Annotated in this window: 24 protein-coding genes; 15 read left to right on the top strand and 9 right to left on the bottom strand. The window is 64.7% G+C overall.

Annotation, left to right across the window (positions count from 1 at the left end):
* Positions 1–136 precede the first annotated feature (136 nt).
* Positions 137–784 (top strand): TetR/AcrR family transcriptional regulator, encoded by a 648-nt coding sequence (locus RFM41_RS29950; protein WP_320252873.1) that lies wholly within the window; start codon positions 137–139, stop codon positions 782–784.
* A gap of 51 nt (positions 785–835) precedes the next feature.
* Here RFM41_RS29950 and RFM41_RS29945 read toward each other — a convergent pair whose 3' ends face one another.
* Positions 836–1,423 carry a hypothetical protein gene (locus RFM41_RS29945; protein ID WP_320252872.1) on the bottom strand — a complete coding sequence of 196 codons (588 nt, stop codon included), beginning with the start codon at positions 1,421–1,423 and terminating at the stop codon, positions 836–838.
* A 155-nt stretch (positions 1,424–1,578) separates the two neighbouring features.
* On the opposite strand from RFM41_RS29945, the gene RFM41_RS29940 reads away from it, so the two are divergent.
* A complete protein-coding gene (locus RFM41_RS29940) occupies positions 1,579–2,709 on the top strand; it encodes a metallophosphoesterase (RefSeq protein ID WP_320252871.1) in 1,131 nt (376 codons plus the stop codon).
* Positions 2,710–2,759: 50 nt separating this feature from the next.
* Here RFM41_RS29940 and RFM41_RS29935 read toward each other — a convergent pair whose 3' ends face one another.
* Entirely contained in the window at positions 2,760–2,939 is a 180-nt protein-coding gene (locus RFM41_RS29935) for a CsbD family protein (protein WP_112130324.1), read from the bottom strand.
* A 216-nt stretch (positions 2,940–3,155) separates the two neighbouring features.
* Between RFM41_RS29935 and RFM41_RS29930 the strand changes: the two genes are divergently transcribed.
* From RFM41_RS29930 to RFM41_RS29895, 8 genes are all read left to right on the top strand, one after another.
* Positions 3,156–4,559, top strand: a complete 1,404-nt coding sequence (locus RFM41_RS29930) for a patatin-like phospholipase family protein (RefSeq protein ID WP_320252895.1) — start codon at positions 3,156–3,158, stop codon at positions 4,557–4,559.
* An 18-nt stretch (positions 4,560–4,577) separates the two neighbouring features.
* Entirely contained in the window at positions 4,578–5,231 is a 654-nt protein-coding gene (locus tag RFM41_RS29925; RefSeq protein ID WP_320252870.1) for a glutathione S-transferase family protein, read from the top strand.
* 94 nt (positions 5,232–5,325) lie between these two features.
* Complete coding sequence (locus RFM41_RS29920; RefSeq protein WP_320252869.1) at positions 5,326–5,655, top strand: YciI family protein; 330 nt, start codon at positions 5,326–5,328, stop codon at positions 5,653–5,655.
* A gap of 212 nt (positions 5,656–5,867) precedes the next feature.
* Positions 5,868–6,623 carry an SDR family NAD(P)-dependent oxidoreductase gene (locus tag RFM41_RS29915; RefSeq protein WP_320252868.1) on the top strand — a complete coding sequence of 252 codons (756 nt, stop codon included), beginning with the start codon at positions 5,868–5,870 and terminating at the stop codon, positions 6,621–6,623.
* A 232-nt stretch (positions 6,624–6,855) separates the two neighbouring features.
* On the top strand, positions 6,856–7,269 hold the full coding sequence (locus RFM41_RS29910) for a hypothetical protein (protein ID WP_320252867.1): 414 nt from the start codon (positions 6,856–6,858) through the stop codon (positions 7,267–7,269).
* 3 nt (positions 7,270–7,272) lie between these two features.
* Positions 7,273–7,425, top strand: coding sequence for a hypothetical protein (locus tag RFM41_RS29905; protein ID WP_320252866.1), 153 nt, complete (start codon positions 7,273–7,275; stop codon positions 7,423–7,425).
* Between the two features lie 53 nt (positions 7,426–7,478).
* Positions 7,479–7,811 carry a YkgJ family cysteine cluster protein gene (locus RFM41_RS29900; protein WP_320252894.1) on the top strand — a complete coding sequence of 111 codons (333 nt, stop codon included), beginning with the start codon at positions 7,479–7,481 and terminating at the stop codon, positions 7,809–7,811.
* Between the two features lie 72 nt (positions 7,812–7,883).
* Positions 7,884–8,495, top strand: coding sequence for a LysE family translocator (locus tag RFM41_RS29895; RefSeq protein ID WP_320252865.1), 612 nt, complete (start codon positions 7,884–7,886; stop codon positions 8,493–8,495).
* A gap of 9 nt (positions 8,496–8,504) precedes the next feature.
* Here the strand turns inward: RFM41_RS29895 and RFM41_RS29890 are convergent, their stop codons facing one another.
* The 3 genes from RFM41_RS29890 to RFM41_RS29880 are packed head-to-tail and all read right to left on the bottom strand — an operon-like array spanning position 8,505 to position 10,393.
* On the bottom strand, positions 8,505–8,891 hold the full coding sequence (locus RFM41_RS29890; protein WP_320252864.1) for a nuclear transport factor 2 family protein: 387 nt from the start codon (positions 8,889–8,891) through the stop codon (positions 8,505–8,507).
* 19 nt (positions 8,892–8,910) lie between these two features.
* Positions 8,911–9,345 (bottom strand): OsmC family protein, encoded by a 435-nt coding sequence (locus RFM41_RS29885; RefSeq protein WP_320252863.1) that lies wholly within the window; start codon positions 9,343–9,345, stop codon positions 8,911–8,913.
* A 37-nt stretch (positions 9,346–9,382) separates the two neighbouring features.
* Positions 9,383–10,393, bottom strand: a complete 1,011-nt coding sequence (locus RFM41_RS29880) for a zinc-dependent alcohol dehydrogenase family protein (protein ID WP_320252862.1) — start codon at positions 10,391–10,393, stop codon at positions 9,383–9,385.
* A 114-nt stretch (positions 10,394–10,507) separates the two neighbouring features.
* Here RFM41_RS29880 and RFM41_RS29875 point away from each other — a divergent pair, with 114 nt between their 5' ends.
* Entirely contained in the window at positions 10,508–11,116 is a 609-nt protein-coding gene (locus tag RFM41_RS29875; protein ID WP_320252861.1) for a TetR/AcrR family transcriptional regulator, read from the top strand.
* Positions 11,117–11,206: 90 nt separating this feature from the next.
* Here the strand turns inward: RFM41_RS29875 and groL are convergent, their stop codons facing one another.
* The 3 genes from groL to RFM41_RS29860 all read right to left on the bottom strand — a co-directional run bounded on the left by groL (position 11,207) and on the right by RFM41_RS29860 (position 14,279).
* The gene (gene groL / locus RFM41_RS29870; protein WP_041009631.1) at positions 11,207–12,859 is read right to left on the bottom strand and encodes a chaperonin GroEL; all 1,653 of its coding nucleotides are present in this window, start codon (positions 12,857–12,859) and stop codon (positions 11,207–11,209) included.
* A 62-nt stretch (positions 12,860–12,921) separates the two neighbouring features.
* Entirely contained in the window at positions 12,922–13,218 is a 297-nt protein-coding gene (groES, locus tag RFM41_RS29865) for a co-chaperone GroES (protein WP_073987612.1), read from the bottom strand.
* 299 nt (positions 13,219–13,517) lie between these two features.
* Positions 13,518–14,279, bottom strand: coding sequence for an SDR family NAD(P)-dependent oxidoreductase (locus RFM41_RS29860; protein WP_320252860.1), 762 nt, complete (start codon positions 14,277–14,279; stop codon positions 13,518–13,520).
* A gap of 106 nt (positions 14,280–14,385) precedes the next feature.
* On the opposite strand from RFM41_RS29860, the gene RFM41_RS29855 reads away from it, so the two are divergent.
* Positions 14,386–15,282: a LysR family transcriptional regulator gene (locus RFM41_RS29855; RefSeq protein ID WP_320252859.1), complete on the top strand. Its 897-nt coding sequence runs from the start codon at positions 14,386–14,388 to the stop codon at positions 15,280–15,282.
* 6 nt (positions 15,283–15,288) lie between these two features.
* Here the strand turns inward: RFM41_RS29855 and RFM41_RS29850 are convergent, their stop codons facing one another.
* Positions 15,289–15,915 (bottom strand): TetR/AcrR family transcriptional regulator, encoded by a 627-nt coding sequence (locus RFM41_RS29850; RefSeq protein ID WP_320252858.1) that lies wholly within the window; start codon positions 15,913–15,915, stop codon positions 15,289–15,291.
* 118 nt (positions 15,916–16,033) lie between these two features.
* Between RFM41_RS29850 and RFM41_RS29845 the strand changes: the two genes are divergently transcribed.
* The 3 genes from RFM41_RS29845 to RFM41_RS29835 are packed head-to-tail and all read left to right on the top strand — an operon-like array spanning position 16,034 to position 19,667.
* Positions 16,034–17,218: an MFS transporter gene (locus RFM41_RS29845; protein WP_320252857.1), complete on the top strand. Its 1,185-nt coding sequence runs from the start codon at positions 16,034–16,036 to the stop codon at positions 17,216–17,218.
* A gap of 14 nt (positions 17,219–17,232) precedes the next feature.
* Positions 17,233–18,534 (top strand): D-arabinono-1,4-lactone oxidase, encoded by a 1,302-nt coding sequence (locus RFM41_RS29840; protein ID WP_320252856.1) that lies wholly within the window; start codon positions 17,233–17,235, stop codon positions 18,532–18,534.
* Positions 18,531–19,667, top strand: coding sequence for an alanine racemase (locus RFM41_RS29835; RefSeq protein ID WP_320252855.1), 1,137 nt, complete (start codon positions 18,531–18,533; stop codon positions 19,665–19,667). The genes RFM41_RS29840 and RFM41_RS29835 overlap by 4 nt, the downstream gene beginning before the upstream one ends.
* Positions 19,668–19,674 lie beyond the last annotated feature (7 nt).

Genomic DNA, 19,674 nt, shown 5'->3' with positions numbered 1-19,674 from the left:
AAGGTGGATCGGCGCGCAGCGCCGGGACGGATGAGGGGTGTTCCAGCGAGGTGAGACGCTGGCTTCCCCGGGGCATCCTTATCCGCCCTCACTTCGCTCAGGTACCTTCTCCAACAAGGGAGAGGGGGAGATCGGGATGGCCCCACGAAAGAAGCGCACCAACGATCCGGAAGGAATGCGCCGACGCGTCCTCGACGTGGCGGAAGGTGCCTTCCAGGCGCGCGGCTATCACGCCTCGAGCCTGGGTGATCTGATGGCTGCGGCCGGCATTACTGGCGGCGCGCTGCACCATCACTTTCCGACCAAGAAAGCGCTGGCGCTGGCGGTCATCGAGGAACGGGTCGCTGCCGCCGTTCGGGAAACCTGGATCGAGCCGGTGCTGGCGGCGCCCTCGGCCCGCGAAGGCGTGCGGGCCGTTTTCGAGGCGGTGGCGGCAGAGCTCGAGCAACAGGGCTATGTGCGCGGCTGTCCGCTCAACAACCTCGCGCATGAACTGTCGCTGGCCGACGATGAATTTCGCTCGGCGCTGGCCAGGATCTTCGCCGGATGGCGGCAGGCGATCGCCGATAAGGTCCGCGCCGACCAACTGGAAGGCGGGGAGGGAGGGACCGATCCGGAGCGCTTTGCCGCGCTGGCTGTGGCGGCCTATTCCGGCGCCATGTCCATGGCCAAGACATCGCAGGATCCCGGGGTTTTGCGGGAGTGCTTGAAGGGATTGGAAGGGCTCCAGCCATCTTCGGTTGGACCGGCAGCAAGGCGACGCCGCAGGGTGTTGTTGCGGTAGACGCTGGCGGGACAGGATCGCCTTCGTTTGAAAACGTAAGAGCGCCTGCCACTATTCCTTCAGCGGCTTGATCGTCTCGAACCCCACCTCGCTCTGCGCGCTCGTTCCTTCGTCGTACCGCCGTGCCAGCACAGCCTGCAGGTCCGGCGAATAGAGCGCGGTGAAGGTGTCGATGACATTGCCATTATCGCCGGTGATCGTTTCGCCGACCACCAGCACATTGTATTTGCAGTCACCGAGCTTGTAGCTGTCCTTGCCCTTGACGGTCAAAGCCAGCGTCTCGGTACCCTTCGGCGCCTTCTTCGAAGACAGGCGCACGAATTCGGTCTTGCTCTTGGCGCCGGCCTTCAGCGGAAACAGCTTCTTCAAGTCGCCGAGCGGGATCATCGACAGCCGCCCGGTGTCGCTGTCGCGGAACACTTCGATCAACCCGGCATAGAGATACTGCGTCTGCGGCGAATCCGATTCGTACTTGTTGGCGACCGCGACCAAGCCGCCAGGCGCTGGCCGGAACTCGCTGCGGATGCCGGGCTTTTCGAGCACGAAGCCGGCTTTCGCGGATTTGCCGTCGACGCAGTCGGCAGCCTGCGCGGCGCCGGTGAGCATGGCGAACGTCATACCGATTGTGAGGGTCTTCATGCCTTCCTCCCCTGGATGCATGTTCCAAAGCAATGACAGACCCCCGCCGCGCTGTCGACCCAAGAGCTTTTCATGCCTTGGCATGAAAAGTCTCCAGGGCGCTGGACGGGCATTGAACTGGACGAGGCGGTTCAAGGATGTTTAATCGGGTCACGATGAAACGCTCTTCGCCAGCAACCATTTCGCGCCGCACCTTCATTGCCCGGATGGGGGGCCTCGCTGTCGCCTGCGCCTTTCCGCGCATGGCCTTCGGCCAGACCGGAAAGCGCATCCAGCCCATCAACGCCACCTTCCTCTTCATCGCCGATATCCATGCCTGCCGCATGGCGAGCGGGCTCAGTCCCAACTGCCTGCAGGAAGGCAAGACCGATGCAGCGCTTCTGCGCAACGTTGCGGCCCTGAACGCCATTGCCGACAAGAAGTGGCCGGCCGAGATCAACGGCGTTGCCACCGGCCTGCATTCGGCCGGCACCCGCATCGGCACGCCGCTCGGCCTCGTCACCGGGGGCGACATCACCGACGATGGCGGCGGCCAGGTCACCGAGCCCAGCGAAGGCACGCAGCTCCTGCAGTTCTCGCAGCGCTACCAGGAGGGCGTCGGGCCGGACCGCGTCCACATTCCCGTCTATGTAGGGCTCGGCAATCACGATCTCGACCAGAACGGCTCGCCGCCGCATGTCGACTGGTATCGCCGCGAATTGCGCGACTATGTCGAGGTCAACCACCGCCCCGGCGTGTTCTTCAAGCCGCTGGTGCCGGCGACCGAATACGACGTCGACACCGACTGCTATTCTTGGGATTGGGGCGGCCTGCATCTCATCCAGATGCACCGCTTCGCCGGCGACACCGGCCATGGCGCGCCGAGCAGCCTGCCCTGGCTGAAGCAGGACCTCGCCACCTATGCCGGCGACGGTCGTCCAGTCGTCCTGTTCCAGCACTATGGCTGGGATACTTTCTCGACCGAGCGCTGGGATCCGGTGAAACGCACCTATGATGACGACGGCGCGGGTCGTCCGCATTGGTGGGGCGAGGCCGACCGCCAGGCGCTGCTGGCCGCGATCAAGGGCTATAACGTCATCGCCGTCTTCCACGGCCACCAGCACGAAGTGCCGATGATCTACGAGCGCGACGGGCTCGATATCGTCAAGCCGAAGGCCGCCTATTTGGGCGGCTTCGCGCTGGCCAGGGTAACGGCCGACAACATGGATGTGGTGCTGGGCGAAGCGGCTGGCAACCATGGCGAGATCGTCTTCACCAACGCCTTCGCCAAGCAATTCCAGACATGAGGAAGGCCGCCTCGCGGCGGCCCCCGTCGTCAAGGCAAATGGCCAAGAGGTCAGAACGCTTTCTTGACCTTGTCCTTCACGTCGCCATAGGCCTTCTGCACCTTGCCGGCGATCTTGTCGGCGGCGCCTTCGACCTGGGTCCGCCGGTTGCCGGTGGCCTTGCCGGCCGCCTGCTTGACCGAACCCTTCATTTGCTTGGCAATGCCGGCGACCTGATCCCTGTTCACCATGCGCGCATCTCCTGGGTCTCGATCGGAGCCGGACGCGAGAACCGCATCCGGGTCTCATAACGTGCCGGAGCGGTTCGGGTTCCCGACGATAGCGTGGTCCTTGTACCGGTGGTTGCATCGAGCAATGCAATCCGGTTAGGGTTCGCCGCGGCTGCGGAGGGGCCAGCCCAGGGGGTATCGAGTTTGCATCTTCGCGTGGCCTTTGTCGCAGTTCTGATGGCCCTGGCCGGCTGCGTCGCAGACGATGTCGGGCCGATCAACGTGCTGACCACGCAAGCCGGCCACCCGTCGCCCACCTACATCCCCGATCCGGCCGATGACGGTTCGACCGTCGTCGGGCTGGCCTTCTCCGGCGGCGGCACCCGCGCGGCGGCTTTCTCCTACGGCGTGTTGCGGGCGCTGGACGATATCGTCATCGACGAACGGCCCAAACGCCGCACGCTGATCGACGACATCAGGATGATTTCGGGTGCCTCGGGAGGCGCCGTCGCCGCCGCCTATTTCGGCTACAAGGGCAGGGACGGCTATGGCGATTTTCGCGAACGCTTTCTCATCCAGGACGCGGAGGCCGACCTCAGGACATCGTTCTCGCCGGTCAACTTCGTCCGCGCCTATTATGGCGGCGTCAACGACCGCAGCGGTTTCGCCAGATGGCTGAACGACCATCTGTTCGACGGCGCGACATTCAAGGCCCTGCACAGACCGCAAGGGCCGATCGTCTGGATCAACGCCTCCGACATCTACAATCGCACGCCCTTCCTCTTCACCTACGACACCTTCGCCGCTCTGTGCAGCGACCTCGACAAGGTGCGGATTGCCGATGCTGTCGCGGCATCGGCCGCCGTGCCGATCGTCTTCGCGCCGATCGTGGTCTCGGCGACCAGTCCCCATTGCGGTTACCGCAGGCCGCAATGGCTGAACCAGGCGCTGGCCGACCGCAACGCCTCGCTGCGGCTCAAGGCCTACGCCAGCGCGCTGGATTCCTACCAGAACGCCGACCCGCTCGACTATGTGAAGCTGCTCGACGGCGGTCTGACCGACAATATCGGCGTCACCGGCTTCACGCTCGAGCGCTCCGCCGCGGGCACGCCTTACGGGCCGCTGTCGCCCTCGGCGGCGGTGCGCCTGAACACGCTGATCTTCATTGTCGCCGACGCCGGGAGCGACAGCGACGTGAGCTGGGCGAAGTCCCTGCACGGGCCAAAGGCTGCCGAACTCCTCGACGCCGTGACCAGCACCACGCTTGCCGCCTCGGTGCGCGACGAGTCCGATGCGCTGAAACTCGCCGTCTCGCAATGGAAGGGCGAGCTGGTGCGCTATCGTTGCGGGTTGCCGGCCTCGACAGTCTCCGCCTATCGCGGTTCGGCGGCCGGCTGGAACTGCCATGATGTCCGCCTTGTGGTCCAGCACCTGTCCTTTGCCGATGTCGACCCGGCGATGCAGGCGAAGCTCAACGAAATTCCGACCAGGCTGCGGCTGCCTGTCGACCAGGTAGACCTGACGGTCGAGGCCGGACGCAAGGCGATCGAGGTCAACCCTGACATAAAGGCGGCGGTCGCCGCGATCCAGGCCCGCGCCGGCGTCAGGTCGTCGGCGATGACGGCCGCCGAGGCGGATTGAAATCATCAGGAGACGGTTTTGGCGGAGTTCACCCTCTATATCGGCAACAAGTGCTTTTCCTCCTGGTCGCTCAGGCCATGGGTGGCGATGAAGCACCTGGAGATCCCTTTCGAGGAAGGCTTCGTGCGGCTGCGCACGCCGCAGACCGCGGCCAACCTCGCCAAGGTGTCGCCGACCGGCCTGGTGCCGGTGTTGAATCATCAAGGAAGGATCGTCTGGGAAACGCTTGCTATCCTTGAATATCTTGCTGAACTGTTCCCTGAGAAAAAGCTTTGGCCTGACGACCTTGGCGCCCGTCAACTGGCGCGTTCGGTGGCGACCGAGATGCATTCCGGCTTCCGTGAGGTGCGCTACGGCTGGCCGATGAATCTGCGCCGGCCGAAATCGCACAAGCCGCTCGATGCCGAGGGCGAGGCGCAGCGGGCCCGGATCGAGGCGATCTGGCGCCAGTGCCGCGAGCAATATGGCGAGGGCGGCCCGTTCCTGTTCGGCCATTTCACCGCGGCCGACGCCATGTATGCGCCGGTGGTCACGCGCTTCGACACCTATGGCGGCGAACTGGCGCCCGTCACCCGGGCCTATGTCGACGCGGTATTGGCGACGCCGGCAATGCGGCATTGGTATGCCGAAGCCGCCAAAGAACCTTGGCCTGAGCCCGGCCCGGACGAATAGAGCTATCCCGGAAGAGGGTATAACGTGCCTGGAATTGCGCAATGGATCCGCCCCAAGGGGCGACCGGCGGCAATAAGCTTTCGGAGAAGGAGCGATGGCCAGCAACGAAGCACCGCGTGAAGCCACGGCGTCGAAACTCTTCCATTGCCGTTTGATCCCGCCTCGGCCGGACTTCGCCTTCACCATGACGGAGGAGGAAAGGGCGCTGATGGGCCGGCATGCCGACTATCTGCGCGAGAAGCTTCGCGAAGGCATCATGATCATGGCAGGTCCGGTCGCCGATCCGGCCGGCCCATGGGGGCTTCTGATCCTGCGTGCCGGCAGCGAGGCGGAGGCGAGGGCCGTGACCGACGGCGACCCGGTGTCGAATTCGGGCCGCGGCTTCCGCTATGAGATCCTGCCGATGTTGAGCGTGATCATGTGAGGCCCGATAAAAACGCCTCTCTCGCGTTTTTATCGCTACCCTTTCCGGTCGGCCATTTCACAACGATGCGAGCTGCCAAGGAAGTCCTGGCCGCACGGGTTCGACTGAAGGGCAGGGCGGCGCAAATCGCGTCAACTGATCCGATGGCGGGCCTTCAAGCTTTGGCCGTGCGGCCTATGTGAAGGGGCGGGCCGGGTTCCTGGAGATTTCTCATGACATCCGCAAATTCAATACTCACAGGCAAGGTCGCGCTCGTCACCGGCGCTTCGTCCGGCATCGGCGAGACCACCGCCGCGGCTCTTGCCGCCGCCGGCGCGAAAGTCGCGGTCGCCGCCCGTCGTGCCGATCGCCTTGAAGCGCTGGTTGCCCGCATCGAGAAGGCGGGTGGCGTCGCTCTCGCCATTGAAGCCGATATCGCCAAGGCCGGCGACATCACTGCGATGGTCGACAAGGTCGTATCCGAGTGGGGGCGGCTCGACATCCTGGTCAACAATGCCGGCGTCATGCTGCTCGCTCCCGCGGCCGAAGCCGATCTCGACGACTGGCGGCGAATGATCGAGCTCAACCTGATCGGCCTGATGGCGACCACCAAGACGGCGCTGCCGCATCTCAAGGCCTCAAAGGGCCATGTCGTCAATGTCTCCTCGGTGGCCGGCCGCGTCGCCAACCCGGGCGCGACCGGTTACGCGGCGACCAAGTTCGGCGTGGTCGCCTTCTCGGAGTCGCTGCGCCGGGAGGTCTATGCCGACAAGGTGCGCGTCACCGTCATCGAGCCCGGCCTTGTGCGCACTGAGCTCGGCGATCACATCACCAACGCGCAATCCAAGGCCGGGCTAGAACACCGTCTCGCCACGATGGAAGCGCTGACCGCCGAGGATATTGCGAACGCCATTTTCTATGCCGTCAGCCAACCGCCAAGGGTCAACGTCAACGAGATACTTATCCGTCCGACCGATCAGGAGCGCTGAACAGCAAAACGCCTCTCGCGCTTTTACACGCGGGAGGCGCTTTTTGCTGTCAACCTTTCTCGATTGCTCTCGAATTGCTGACAGCATGGATAAAACCGGCAGCCGGCGAAAGAGTTCCCGGCAAGCGCAAAAAAAAATCCGCCGTCAATTATGTTGGTAGGATCGGCAGTTCGATGAATTGCCATATTGCTTTGTGCTCGATCATGGCTGAAGACCGGCGCGAGCGGAGAGAATGTCGATGGCCACCAAACGTGTGCCTCCAATCCAGATAGCCAGCAGTGCCACCATCGCCGATCTTGCCGATGGCCTGGACAAGCCGGTCGAATATGTCAGGCGCGTGCTTGAAAGGCTTGAGCGATGCAAGCGCGCCTTTGGCAATGCGCAGGTCCGGATCGCCGTGCTCAGTCGCGCCGAATGTCCGAACTATTTGATCGAATACGTCCGGGAGGATTCCAAGACGCTTCAGCGGACCACCCATCAGGATGCGGCCTATAGCGGCAGCACGCATCGTGAGCTTGGAACGCATCACATAGACGCGGCCGGGATGTGGTCGCCGGAAGAAATGAACATCACGGCGGTCTCGGCGCTGATCGGCCGCTTGCGTAACCCGAATGCGCCATCATCGCGCTTTTCCAACGAGGACTGATACATGGCCATAAAATTCGCCCCCAAGGACCAGCCGGCAGGGTCGCCTGCTACCGCGAAACCAGCCAGGCCTCCGCAGAAGGCGCCTGTCGAGGTTGCGACCGATCTGTTCAAGACGCCGGCCGAAGCACCGACGCGCAAGACCAAGAAGAAGTAATAGCCTTGCCGCAAGACCTCGGTCGCACCGCCTCCGGCCCTGCGCTGCTTGACCTGGCCGCTCAAGCCGGTTCGTCTCCGGACGTCGACCAGGTTGCCGTCTTCGATTGCCAGAGTTGCGGCGCTTGTTGTGCTTATGCAGCGGATTGGCCGCGCTTTTCGACCGAGGACGACGCCGAGCTCGAGCGCATCCCCGAAGCGCTGGTCGCCGCCGACCTGTCCGGCATTCGCTTCGAAAACGGCCGCTGCGCCGCGCTTCGCGGCGAAGTCGGCAAAGCGACTGCTTGTGGCATCTACGACGCGCGCCCGCATGTCTGCCACGCCTGCATGCCGGGCGACCCCGAGTGCTTGACGGCAAGGGCGGCGCACGGGCTGGCGATGCGCTAGGAGACGGCGCCGGCTTGCCCCGCCGCGCACCTCCCGGTACCTTCGCGCCGGGCAAGGCTGCGGAGGAAACCCATGAGCATCGAATTCCTGTTGACGTCGCTGATCATCGTGGCCTCGCCAGGCACCGGCGTCCTCTACACGCTGAGCGCAGGTCTTTCGCGCGGCGCACGCGCCTCGATCGTCGCCGCTTTCGCCTGCACGCTGGGCATCATCCCGCATATGGCGGCCGCCATCACCGGCCTCGCCGCTGTGCTGCACACCAGCGCCGTCGCTTTCGAGACGCTGAAATATCTCGGCGTCGCCTATCTGCTTTACATGGCCTGGAACACGCTGAAGGAGAAGGGCGGCTTGAACATCGACGAGAACGCCGCGCCGCGCTCGACCGCCAGGACCATCACCACCGGCATCCTGGTCAACGTGCTGAACCCGAAATTGTCGATCTTCTTCTTCGCCTTCCTGCCGCAATTCGTCAGCACCACCGAGCCGCATGCCTTTGCCAGGATGCTGGAGCTCTCCAGCGTCTTCATGCTGATGACCTTCGTCGTCTTTGCCGTCTACGGCGTGTTCGCGGCATCGGCGCGCAGCCATATCGTGTCGCGGCCGAAGGTGCTGACCTGGATGCGCCGCAGCTTTGCCGCCGCCTTCGTCATGCTCGGCGCGAAATTGGCGCTGGCTGACAGATAAGCCAGTCACTTATCCCTTCACATAGCCCATTGCCTCGACGATTTTGCCGTCCGCGACGCGCATCAGGTTGACGCCGCGCAGCGACTTGCCGTCGGACATCCAGAAGCGCCAGCGGATCGTGGCGCGGTCGCCGGCAACGTATGTCTCCTCGAGGTCGAAGTGGGTGCCGGGTCCGGTGGCGATCGCCGACCACAATTCGACGCAGGCCGCTTTGCCGGTGCGGCGGGCGCCGTCCGGCGCCGGCGTCGTGTTCTCGATCACGCAGTCTTCCGCCACCAGCTCGTCAAGTGCCGACGGATCGTGACGCTGGAAGACGTCGTTATAGCGCCGCATGATTTTCGCCGTCTCGACGGAGCGCTTGGCCGTTGCGATGTCGATGATCAATTCCTGGGTCATTGGATTCTCTCCCTGCGTTTCATTGAGCTGCCAGGCTCGCCTTGAGCGTGATAGTGGCGACGCCGGCCAATGCCCGCGAGACGAGGCAGGCCGCCTTGGCCTTCTGCGCCAGCCGCTCGAAATCCTCGGTCGAAATGCCGGCGACGTCGGCGTCCGTTTCGAGTTCGATGCGGGTGATCGTTGGCCCGGCCGTGGTGGCACCGAGATGCACCTTGGCGATCGTGTGGATGTTTTCGGCTGTATGGCCTTCGCCGCCGAGTATGGCGGTGAGCGCCATCGAGAAGCAGCCGGCATGCGCGGCCGCGATCAGTTCTTCCGGATTGGTGCCCGGGCCATTCTCGAAGCGGGACGGGAAGGAATAGGCGCCTTCGAACACGCCGCTGCCCAGCCGCAGCCGGCCGGATCCTTGCTTGAGCGTGCCTTGCCATCGGGCCGAGGCTTCACGGATTGTCATGGCTGGTCTCCTCTCTGTTTGCGAGAAAGCGCGGTGGTCAAACGCCTTCGATGACGACCTTGCCGAAGACGTTGCCCCGCTGGAAATAGCGGTAGGCCTCGCGCGCCCCGGCGAAGGGGAAGACCTTGTCGATGACCGGCTTCAGCCTGTGCGTGGCGACGGCGGCAAGCATTGCCTCCAGCCCGTTGCGGCTGCCCACGAACAGGCGGCCGATGGTGACGAGGCTGCGCTGGTACACGGCGCCGGGGATTTCGACCGATTTGCCGTTCTGGTCCTGCACGGTGAGCAGCACGATGCGCCCGTAAAGCGCGCTGGCGATCAGCGATTGCGGAAAAGTCGCCGGGCCGCCGGTCTCGACGGTCAGATCGATGCCGCCGGTCGCCTCGCGCAATTTCATGCCCCATTCCGGTGTTTCGGCCGCCGCGATCACGAGGTCGGCGCCGAGTGTCCGCAGTCTGTCGGCTTTCTCGGCGCGCGACGTGACGGCGGCGACGCGGCAACCCATGAGTTTGGCGAACTGCAACGCAAACAGCGCAACGCCGCCTGAGCCGATCACGAGAACCCATTGTCCGGGCTTTGGAATCTCCGCGCCGGTCAGCGCGCTCCAGGCGGTCAGCCCGGCGCAGGTGAAGGTCGCGGCCTCCTGCCAGGAGAGATGGACGGGCAGCCGCATCGCCCATTGCTCGTCGAGCAGCGCGTATTCGCTAAGCATGCCATCCAGCGTGCAACCGAGCTGGTCGACGACGCCCGGATGCATGCGGCCATCGATCCAGCGTACGAAATAGCTGCCGGTGACGCGGTCGCCTACGGCAAAGCGGCTCACGCCGTCGCCGACCGCGACGACTTCGCCGGCGCCGTCGCTCAATGGCACGATGCCCGCGCGGGATGCCAGAGGATAGGTGCCGTTGAGGATCATCGTGTCGCGGCGATTGAGCGAGGTGGCGTGCACCCGCACCAGAATCTGATTTGCCCCTGGCTTGGGCATTTCCGCCTCGCGCAACACCAGTTTGTCGGCGCCGCCTCGCTCCTCGAGCCGATAAGTTTGCATTGCAGCCTCCAAAATAAGTAGACCGATTTACATATTATGTAGACCGATTGTCATATTCGAGGCAAGTCCTATAATGCGGACTCCTGACAGAGGTTGACATTCGAGAGGTCGACGTTGGCGACGGACACACGCACCCGTATGATCGAGGCGACGGCGCGGCTCATCCGGCAGCGCGGCTATCACGGCACTTCGCTCAACGATATTCTGAGCGCCAGCGCCGCACCCCGCGGCTCGCTCTATTTCCATTTCCCCGGCGGCAAGGATCAGCTTGTCATCGAGGTGACGCGCGCCAGCGTTGCCGACGTCACGGAGCGGCTGGGCGCGGCGCTCTCGGAGGAAAGCGATCCCGCCGTTGCCGTGCATCACATCTACCAGTCGGTCGCGCGCATGCTGGAGGAGAACGAATTCTCGCTCGGATGCCCGGTTGCGCCGGTCGTGCTCGACGCGCCGAACAACGTACCGGATCTGGCAGAGATCTGCCGGTCGGCCTTCGAGCAGTGGATCGGCCTGCTGCGCCAGGCATTCGTCAGGGCAGGGGTGCCGGAGCGGCGCGCGCTGGCCTTGGCGCTACTGGTCGAATCCTCGCTCGAAGGCCTGATGGTGATCGCCCGCGCCACCCGCGACCGTACCCCGGTCTCGACCGTTGCCGACGAGGTGGCAGCGCTGGTCGAGCAAGCGGTGCTTGCCGGCAAAGTGGCGCAGCAGGCGGAGAGCGCCGCTTGAGCGGGCAGATCGAAAGGCCGACTGCAAAACCTTAAACAAAAAGGGCGCCTCTCAGCGCCCTTTCCGTATGCATTGGCCAGGTTGGCTGGATTAGAAATCCATGCCGCCCATGCCACCCATGCCGCCGCCGGGCATGCCGCCCGGCATACCGCCGGCAGCTTCCTTCTTCGGAGCTTCGGCGATCATGGCTTCGGTGGTGACGAGCAGGCCGGCGACCGAGGCCGCGTCCTGGAGAGCGGTGCGCACGACCTTGACCGGGTCGACGATGCCCATGGCGATCATGTCGCCATAGTCGCCGGTCTGGGCGTTGTAGCCGAAGGTCGCGCCCTTGTTCTCGAGGATCTTGCCAGCGACGATCGAAGCTTCCGCACCGGCGTTCGACGCGATCTGGCGGGCCGGGGCCTGCAGCGCGCGGCGCACGATGTTGATGCCGGCAGCCTGGTCGGAGTTGGCGCCGGTGGCCTTCACGTTGGCCGAAGCGCGCAGCAGGGCCACGCCACCGCCGGCAACGATGCCCTCTTCCACGGCCGCGCGGGTCGCGTTCAGCGCGTCGTCAACGCGGTCCTTCTTTTCCTTCACTTCCACTTCGGTCGCACCGCCGACGCGGATCACGGCAACGCCGCCGGCGAGCTTCGCCAGACGTTCCTGCAGCTTCTCCTTGTCGTAGTCCGAGGTGGTTTCCTCGATCTGCTGCTTGATCTGGGCGACACGGCCCTGGATCTCGGCCTTCTTGCCGGCGCCGTCGACGATGGTGGTGTTCTCCTTGGAGATCGACACCTTCTTGGCGCGGCCGAGCATGTTGAGGCCGACATTCTCGAGCTTGATGCCGAGGTCTTCCGAGATGACCTGGCCACCGGTGAGGATGGCGATGTCTTCCAGCATGGCCTTGCGGCGGTCACCGAAGCCCGGAGCCTTGACGGCGGCGATCTTCAGGCCACCGCGCAGCTTGTTGACGACCAGCGTGGCCAGGGCCTCGCCTTCGACGTCTTCCGAGATGATGAGCAGCGGCTTCGAGGTCTGAACGACGGCTTCCAGGACCGGCAGCATGGCCTGCAGGTTGGAGAGCTTCTTCTCGTGCAGCAGGATGTAGGCGTCTTCCAGATCGGCGACCATCTTGTCGGCGTTGGTGACGAAGTAGGGCGAGAGGTAGCCGCGGTCGAACTGCATGCCTTCGACGACTTCCAGCTCGGTCTCGGCGGTCTTGGCTTCCTCGACAGTGATGACGCCTTCGTTGCCGACCTTCTGCATCGCTTCCGCGATCATCTTGCCGACCGACTCGTCGCCATTGGCCGAGATCGTGCCCACCTGGGCGACTTCCTCGGAGGTCTTGATCTTCTTGGCGGCCTTGCCGAGAGCGGTGACGACTTCACCCACGGCGAGGTCGATGCCGCGCTTGAGGTCCATCGGGTTCATGCCGGCGGCAACGGCCTTGTTGCCTTCCTGGACGATCGCCTGGGCGAGAACGGTCGCGGTGGTCGTGCCGTCGCCGGCGATGTCGTTGGTCTTCGAAGCGACTTCGCGGACCATCTGCGCGCCCATGTTCTCGAACTTGTCCTCGAGCTCGATCTCCTTGGCGACGGTGACGCCGTCCTTGGTGATGCGCGGGGCGCCGAACGACTTGTCGATGACGACGTTGCGGCCCTTGGGGCCGAGGGTGACCTTCACCGCGTCGGCGAGGATGTTGACACCGCGCAGCATGCGCTCACGGGCGTCGCGGGAGAATTTTACGTCTTTTGCAGCCATTGTTAGCTCCTGACAGGGGCTCGGGAAGAGCCCGAAAATTCAATTGATGGAGAGGCCGATGATCAGCCGATGATGCCCATGATGTCGGATTCCTTCATGATCAGAAGGTCTTCGCCATTGAGCTTGACTTCAGTGCCCGACCACTTGCCGAACAGGATGCGGTCGCCGGCCTTCACGTCCAGCGGCACGAGCTTGCCGTTTTCGTCGCGAGCGCCGGAGCCGACGGCGATGATCTCGCCTTCCTGCGGCTTCTCCTTCGCCGTATCCGGGATGATGATCCCGCCGGCGGTCTTGGATTCGGATTCGACCCGGCGAACGACCACGCGGTCATGAAGCGGGCGGAACTTGGACTTTGCCATGTTGTCTTCCTCGAATGAGAACGGTGAGAACTGTTCCTCCATCCGGCGAGGCCGCCGGACATCAGTTAGCACTCACCAATAGCGAGTGCTAACGTGGCGCTGAAATAGGCTGGCGGGATATCAGAGTCAAGGCGCGCGCAAGGGGACTGCGGCGTGAAATTTTTCTTGCCAAGACGTGACGCTGAAAAAAACGGATCGTAGGCATGCACCAATACGGAAGCGCCGTGCTTCGCCGGCAAACGACGGCGAGCACGGCGTGGTGCGAAGGGCAAGCGGATCGGCGGCGCGGGCTAGCCGCCCTAGATGTTCATGCCGCCCGACACCTCGATGCGCTGGGCGTTGACCCAGCGATTGTCGTCGGAGAGCAGCGAGGCGATCATCGGCCCGATATCGTCGGCGACGCCGGCGCGACCGAGCGCGGTGACGCCGGCCACCATGCGGTTGATCTCGGCATTGTCGCGCACATGGCCGCCGTTGAAGTCCGTGGCGATCGCGCCGGGCGCCACGGTGTTGGCGGTGATGCCACGCTGGCCAAGCTCCTTGGCGAGGTAGCGGGTGAACACCTCGATGCCGCCCTTCATCATCGCATAGGCCGACGAGCCGGGGGCGGCGAAGCGGGCCAGTCCGCTCGAGATATTGATGATGCGGCCGCCGTCGTTGATCAGCGGCAGCAGCGCCTGGGTGAGGAAGAAGACGCCCTTGAGATGGGTGTTCATCAGCGTGTCGAATTCCTCTTCCGTCGTCTCGGCGATCATCTTGCGCAGGCCGGTGCCGGCATTGTTGACGAGATAGTCGAAACGATCGCGCTGCCAGGTCTCGCGAAGCGTCTTCTTCAGCGCTTCGACGAAGGCCGGAAAGGTGGCGACGGCGCCGGTGTCAAGCTCAAGCGCGGCGGCCCGGCCGCCTGCGGCCTCGATCTCGGCGATTGCAGCCTTGGCGTCATCGGCGCGCGACCGATAGGTGACGATGACGTCGACGCCCTTGTGGGCAAGGTGGATCGCGGTGTTGCGGCCGAGGCCGCGGCTGCCGCCCGTGATGAGGGCGATGGGACGAGTGGTCATGGCGAAATCTCCTTCTGTGTGGATGGAGATGCATATACTCGCCGGACCGGTCGATATAATCGGGCATGGATTGCCAACACTATTCAGTCTGTGCGAACAATCGGCGATGGACCGGTTCGACAGCATGCGGCTCTTCACTCGCGTCGTGGAACGGCGCAGCTTCACCGCGGCCGCCGCCGATCTTGGCCTGCCGCGCTCCAGCGCCACCGCGGCGATCAAGCAACTGGAAGAGCGGCTCGGCGTGCAACTGCTCCGCCGCACCACGCGCCATGTCACCACGACGCTTGACGGCGAAGCCTATTACCAGCGCTGCATCGGCATCCTCGCCGACATCGAGGACGCCGAGGGCGGCTTCGGCGCTCATGAGGTGCGCGGGCGCTTGAGCATCGACATCAACGGCAACATGGCCCGCACCTTCGTCATTCCGGAACTGCCGGCGCTGCTCGCCCGCTATCCCGGGCTCAGCGTGCATATCGGCGAGGGCGACCGCTTCGTCGACCTGGTACGCGAGGGCGTCGACTGCGTCGTGCGCGCCGGCACGCTGCCCGACAGCGACATGATCGCGCGCCGCATCGGCATGGCGCGTGAGGCGACGATTGCCAGCGCCGCCTATGTCGAGCGCCACGGCCTGCCGCGCTCACTGGATGAGCTTGCCGGGCACATGATGATCGGCTTCGTCTCGTCCCGCACCGGCCAGGTGATGCCTCTGGAATTCACCGTCGACGGCAAGATCCGCGAGATCGTCCTGCCGTCGCGCGTCACGGTTTCCAATTCCGACACCGCCGCCACGCTGGTGCGCCAGGGTTTCGGCCTCTACCAGGCCCCGCGCCGCCGCTTCGCCGCCGACATCGAAGCGGGCCGACTGATCGAGGTGCTGCCCGGCAATCCGCCGACGCCGACGCCGATCTCGGTGCTCTATCCGCCGAGCCGTCAGCTTTCGCCAAGGGTGAGGGTGTTTGTGGATTGGCTGGTCGAGATTCTGGGGCCGAAGCTGGATCCCTGATCGCGCTCAGAGGAACAACCTCAACTGCGTATGGATGATCGACCGGTAATCCTCGATCGTCCTCCGTCCGTCTGCCTCGTCCTGCGTCAGCGCCAGCCGCACGACTCCGCCGGCAAGCTGGAAGATCAGGAACACGACGCGCCCGAACGCCTCGCGTTGTTCAGACTTCAGCATCGGCGCGACGTGGTCGCAAAACATCTTGGCCTGAAGCCGCGTCTCGGCGATGTCGAGATGCTGCAGCGCCTTGTCGGCCTGGATGGCATTGTGCAGGTCCTGGATGGCCGGGTCCGCCGCGACGCGGGCGTGATAGTCGTCGAGCAGGCGGTCGGCCGCCGCGGTCACGTCGTCCAGCCCGCCTATCCCGGCGATGATCGCGCCGAAGCGCGCCCGGCTTTCCTCGGCAAAACGCTCGTAGAGCATCGCCAGGATCGCCGACTTGCTCGGGAAGTAATGATAGACGGTGGCGATCGGCCCGCCGGCCAGCGCGCCGACTTCCTTCATGGTCACCGCGTCGATGCCCTTTTCGCCGATCAGCCGCATGGTCGTGGCGAGGATCGCGTCGATGCGCTCGCGGCTGCGCTCCTGCTTCGGCCTCCGCCGCGGTTCCGTCGCCTTTCGCCTAGTCTGCGTCATGCGCCAAATCTCGTGGGGCTTTACGAATTCGCGGTTGACAAGAAACATGATCAAGTATCAGTTTCGCCAAATGCTGACAACTTGTCAGTTTTTCGATCGAGCTGCAAGGGAGGGCCTCGTGACCGCATCGCAAGCCGCGCAGGCGGACAATGGCGATTGGCTTGTCGGCAACCCGACGGGCCTGCAGCTGGCCTCGGCGCTGTGGATCGGTTCGGTCGGCCTGCTGATCCTCGGATTGCAGCCGGTGCTGCTCGGCGCGCTCTACGCCGAAGGTCACGTCACTGGCGACGAGCTGGCGCTGGTCGCCACCGCGGAGATGATCGCGATCGCCATCGGCTCTGCGATCGTGGCGATGCTGCTCCCTGCCAGGAACATGCGCTGGAAGAGCGCGGCGCTGCTCGTGCTGCTGGCGCTCGCCAATTTTTGGACCGCTTATGCCGGCAGCGCCAATGCGCTGATCGGCGCGCGCACGCTGGCCGGCCTCGCGGAGGGCGGGCTGGTCGCCGTCGCGACGGAACTGATCGCCCGCTCGCGCCGGGCCGAGCGCATCGGCGGCTATTTCGTTACGCTGCAGACCTTGGCGCAATGCGCGCTGGCGCTGATCCTCGCGCTCTATGCCGTGCCGCGAGCTGGCTCGGCCGGCGGCTTCATCGCGCTCGGCATCGTCTGCCTGCTTTCGCTCGCCGTCGCCTGGACCGTGCCGGACGACTATGCCGACCTTCCCAAGGAAGAGCAGTTCGCCAACGTTGCGACCGTGCCGGCGATCACCGCGCTTTTGTCGATCTTCTGCTATTTCATGTTCTTCGGCGCCGTCTGGGCTTTTCTCGAACCTATCGGCGCGCAGTTCGGCATCGACGGCCGCACCGTCGGCCTGATGGTTTCGGCAAGCCTCGCGGCGCAAGTGATCGGCGCCATGACCGCGACCGTCTTCGAGGCGCGCATCGACTATCGTTTTGCCATCACCGTCATCGGCATGGTGGCGGCGATCAGCTCGGCGCTGCTTGCCTCCGGCCCGGGTCTTTCGGTGTTCTGGGTGGTGGCGCTGGTGATGGGCTTCATCCTGCTCTTCATCGTGCCTTACCAGATCCGCCTCGCCATCACCGCCGACGAGACGCGCACCGCGGCACTTCTGGTGCCCGCCGCGCAACTTTTCGGCCTCGCCATAGGCCCAATTGCCGCTTCGCTTCTGATCGACGGCGCGAACTTCCGGTCGGTGCCGGAATTCGCCGCCGCGACCGCCTTGGCCAGCGTGCTTCTGCTCGGCGTCTTCGTGCTGGTCGCGCGGCGCCACGGCAAGGCCTGAGCGGGAGGACCAGGATGGCAAACGCCTGGAGCAACTGGTCCGGCTTCGTCACGGCGTCGCCGAAGCGGATCGCGACACCCGCCGATGTCGGCGAGCTGGCCGAGCTGGTGCGCTCGGCGCCCGGTCCGCTGCGCGTCGCCGGTGCCGGCCATTCCTTTACGCCGCTGGTGCAGTCCGAAGGCACGATCGTATCGCTGGAGAAGATTGAGGGGCTCGTTTCGCACGATGCGGCGAACAGCCGGGCGCGGGTGAGGGCGGGCACGCGGCTCGGCGCGCTGATGCACATCCTGCAGGATATCGGCCAGGGCCTGCCCAATATGGGCGACATCGACAAGCAGGCGATCGGCGGCGCGCTGGGCACGGCAACCCACGGCTCCGGCCCGACGCTCGGCGCCTATCACACGCAGCTGGAGGCGGTGCAGCTCGTCGACGGGCAGGGCAAGCTGCGCGAATACACCCGGGCAGGCAACCAGGACATGATCCACGCCACCGGCGTCGCGCTGGGCGCTTTCGGCGTGCTCGCCGAAGTGACGATGAACAATATTGCAACCTATCGGCTGCGCCGCCGCAAATGGGTGCTGCCGGTCGGCGACATGCTCAAGAGCTTCGAGACGATGATGGCCGCGCATCGGTCGGCCGAGTTCTACTACATCCCCTTCGCCGACTATGTGCAGTTCATCGCCAGCGATCTCAGCGACGCAGCGCCGACGACGCGGCCGACCGAAGACGACGAGGAAGGGCTGGCGACTTTGCGCAAGCTGCGGTCCGCGCTGCGCTGGCTGCCGTCGCTGCGCCGCGCCCTGATCAGGGGCGCGGTGAGGAAAGTGCCTGCGGAAGACTATGTGCAGGACTGGCTCAACGTCTACGCCAGCGACCGTCGCACCAAATTCAACGAGATGGAGTACCACCTGCCTTACGAGGAAGGTCCCAACGCATTGGCCGAGATCATCGCGCTGACGGAGAAGCACTTTCCGGAAGTCTATTTCCCGATGGAGGTGCGTTCCGTGGCGCCCGACGAGTTCTGGCTTTCGCCATTCTACAAAAGGCTGACCTGCTCGATCGCCATACACCATGATGCGGCGAACGATCCGCTGCCCTTCATGCGCGCCGCCGAGCCCATTTTCCGCAAGTATGGCGGCAGGCCGCATTGGGGCAAGATGCACAGCCTGAAGGCTGCGGATTTCAAGAAGCTTTATCCGCGCTGGGACGATGCGCTTGCCGTGCGCCGCGACATCGATCCGGACAACCGTTTCGTGTCGCCCTACATGGCCGGCCTGTTCGGCATCCAACCCGGCCCTTCTGGCATCCAAAGATGAGCGCCTATTTCGCCACCCTGTCCGACGCATTGAGGGCAGCCGACATTTTCCGGCCCTGCTTAGTGCTCGACCGCGACCGGCTGGACGGCAACATTGCGCTGGTGAAGGAGAGGCTGGCGCCGGGCTTGGCGGTGCGACTGGTCGACAAGTCGCTGCCTTGCATGCCGCTGCTCTCGCATGTCGCACGAGCGCTCGAAACCAACCGCTTCATGACCTTCCATCCGCCGGTGACGCAAGCCGTGCTCGACGCCTTTCCCGAGGGCGACCTGCTTTACGGCAAGCCGATGCCGGTCGGTGCCGCCAGGGCCGCGCTGACCAGGGGCGGCGCCGGCTGGTGGTCGCGCGTCTGCTGGCTGATCGACACGCCGGAGCGGCTCGCCGACTATGGCGCCTTGGCCGCCGCACTCGACACCGAACTGCGCTTCGCCTTCGAGGTCGATGTCGGCCTGCATCGCGGAGGTTTTCGTGACCCCGTCGAGATCAGGGCGCTCACGATACCGAAGCGCATGCGCTGCGAAGGCATCATGGCCTATGAGGCGCATGCGCCGGAGATACCCGGTCTGTTCGGCGGCGCGGCCAAGGCGCTGAAGCAGGCCTCTGCCAAGGCCGCGGAATTCGCCGCCGCCCTCGCTCCGGACCAGCGCCGCATCCTGAACATCGGCGGCTCGAAGACGGCGCTGCTGCATGGCGGCGGCGTCGCCAACGAGGTGTCGATCGGCTCGGCCTTCGTGCTGCCCAAGGATTTCGACACGCCCGGCCTGGGCGGCTTCCAGCCGGCGGCCTTCATCGCCACGCCGATCCTCAAGGCGCTCGATCCCATGCTGCCTGGTCCGCCGGCGGTTTCCAGGGCCTTACAGGCGCTTGGCCTCTTCCCGCGCAAGGGCTGCTATCTTTACGGAGGCAAATGGATGGCCGAGCCGGCGTTTCCCGAAGGCATGAAGCCGAACGGACTGATCGGTCTGTCCTCCAACCAGCAATTCATGGGCCTGCCGGCGGGTGCGGATGTAAAGCCCGGCGACTACGCCTTCCTGCGACCGACGCAGAGCGAGGCGGTGCTGCAGCATTTCGGGGCGATCGCGGTGTTTGCCGGCGGGCGGATCGTGGAGTTCTGGCCGGTGCTGCCGATGGGATGAGGGCGGT

The organism is Mesorhizobium vachelliae, assembly GCF_033977325.1.
Taxonomy (GTDB): Bacteria; Pseudomonadota; Alphaproteobacteria; order Rhizobiales; family Rhizobiaceae; genus Mesorhizobium; species Mesorhizobium vachelliae.
Note: the sequence above shows the minus strand (reverse complement) of the source record. Positions and strands in the feature narration are given on the sequence as shown.

Bases quoted from the DNA above. Each gene is read 5' to 3' on its own strand.
- groL (WP_041009631.1), bottom strand. From the start codon at position 12,859: ATGGCTGCAAAAGACGTAAAATTCTCCCGCGACGCCCGTGAGCGCATG.
- RFM41_RS29880 (WP_320252862.1), bottom strand. From the start codon at position 10,393: ATGCAAACTTATCGGCTCGAGGAGCGAGGCGGCGCCGACAAACTGGTG.
- RFM41_RS29855 (WP_320252859.1), top strand. From the start codon at position 14,386: ATGGACCGGTTCGACAGCATGCGGCTCTTCACTCGCGTCGTGGAACGG.
- RFM41_RS29950 (WP_320252873.1), top strand. From the start codon at position 137: ATGGCCCCACGAAAGAAGCGCACCAACGATCCGGAAGGAATGCGCCGA.
- RFM41_RS29835 (WP_320252855.1), top strand. From the start codon at position 18,531: ATGAGCGCCTATTTCGCCACCCTGTCCGACGCATTGAGGGCAGCCGAC.
- RFM41_RS29915 (WP_320252868.1), top strand. From the start codon at position 5,868: ATGACATCCGCAAATTCAATACTCACAGGCAAGGTCGCGCTCGTCACC.
- RFM41_RS29930 (WP_320252895.1), top strand. From the start codon at position 3,156: ATGGCCCTGGCCGGCTGCGTCGCAGACGATGTCGGGCCGATCAACGTG.
- groES (WP_073987612.1), bottom strand. From the start codon at position 13,218: ATGGCAAAGTCCAAGTTCCGCCCGCTTCATGACCGCGTGGTCGTTCGC.
- RFM41_RS29885 (WP_320252863.1), bottom strand. From the start codon at position 9,345: ATGACAATCCGTGAAGCCTCGGCCCGATGGCAAGGCACGCTCAAGCAA.
- RFM41_RS29905 (WP_320252866.1), top strand. From the start codon at position 7,273: ATGGCCATAAAATTCGCCCCCAAGGACCAGCCGGCAGGGTCGCCTGCT.
- RFM41_RS29940 (WP_320252871.1), top strand. From the start codon at position 1,579: ATGAAACGCTCTTCGCCAGCAACCATTTCGCGCCGCACCTTCATTGCC.
- RFM41_RS29850 (WP_320252858.1), bottom strand. From the start codon at position 15,915: ATGACGCAGACTAGGCGAAAGGCGACGGAACCGCGGCGGAGGCCGAAG.
- RFM41_RS29910 (WP_320252867.1), top strand. From the start codon at position 6,856: ATGTCGATGGCCACCAAACGTGTGCCTCCAATCCAGATAGCCAGCAGT.
- RFM41_RS29840 (WP_320252856.1), top strand. From the start codon at position 17,233: ATGGCAAACGCCTGGAGCAACTGGTCCGGCTTCGTCACGGCGTCGCCG.
- RFM41_RS29935 (WP_112130324.1), bottom strand. From the start codon at position 2,939: ATGGTGAACAGGGATCAGGTCGCCGGCATTGCCAAGCAAATGAAGGGT.
- RFM41_RS29920 (WP_320252869.1), top strand. From the start codon at position 5,326: ATGGCCAGCAACGAAGCACCGCGTGAAGCCACGGCGTCGAAACTCTTC.
- RFM41_RS29890 (WP_320252864.1), bottom strand. From the start codon at position 8,891: ATGACCCAGGAATTGATCATCGACATCGCAACGGCCAAGCGCTCCGTC.
- RFM41_RS29895 (WP_320252865.1), top strand. From the start codon at position 7,884: ATGAGCATCGAATTCCTGTTGACGTCGCTGATCATCGTGGCCTCGCCA.
- RFM41_RS29945 (WP_320252872.1), bottom strand. From the start codon at position 1,423: ATGAAGACCCTCACAATCGGTATGACGTTCGCCATGCTCACCGGCGCC.
- RFM41_RS29860 (WP_320252860.1), bottom strand. From the start codon at position 14,279: ATGACCACTCGTCCCATCGCCCTCATCACGGGCGGCAGCCGCGGCCTC.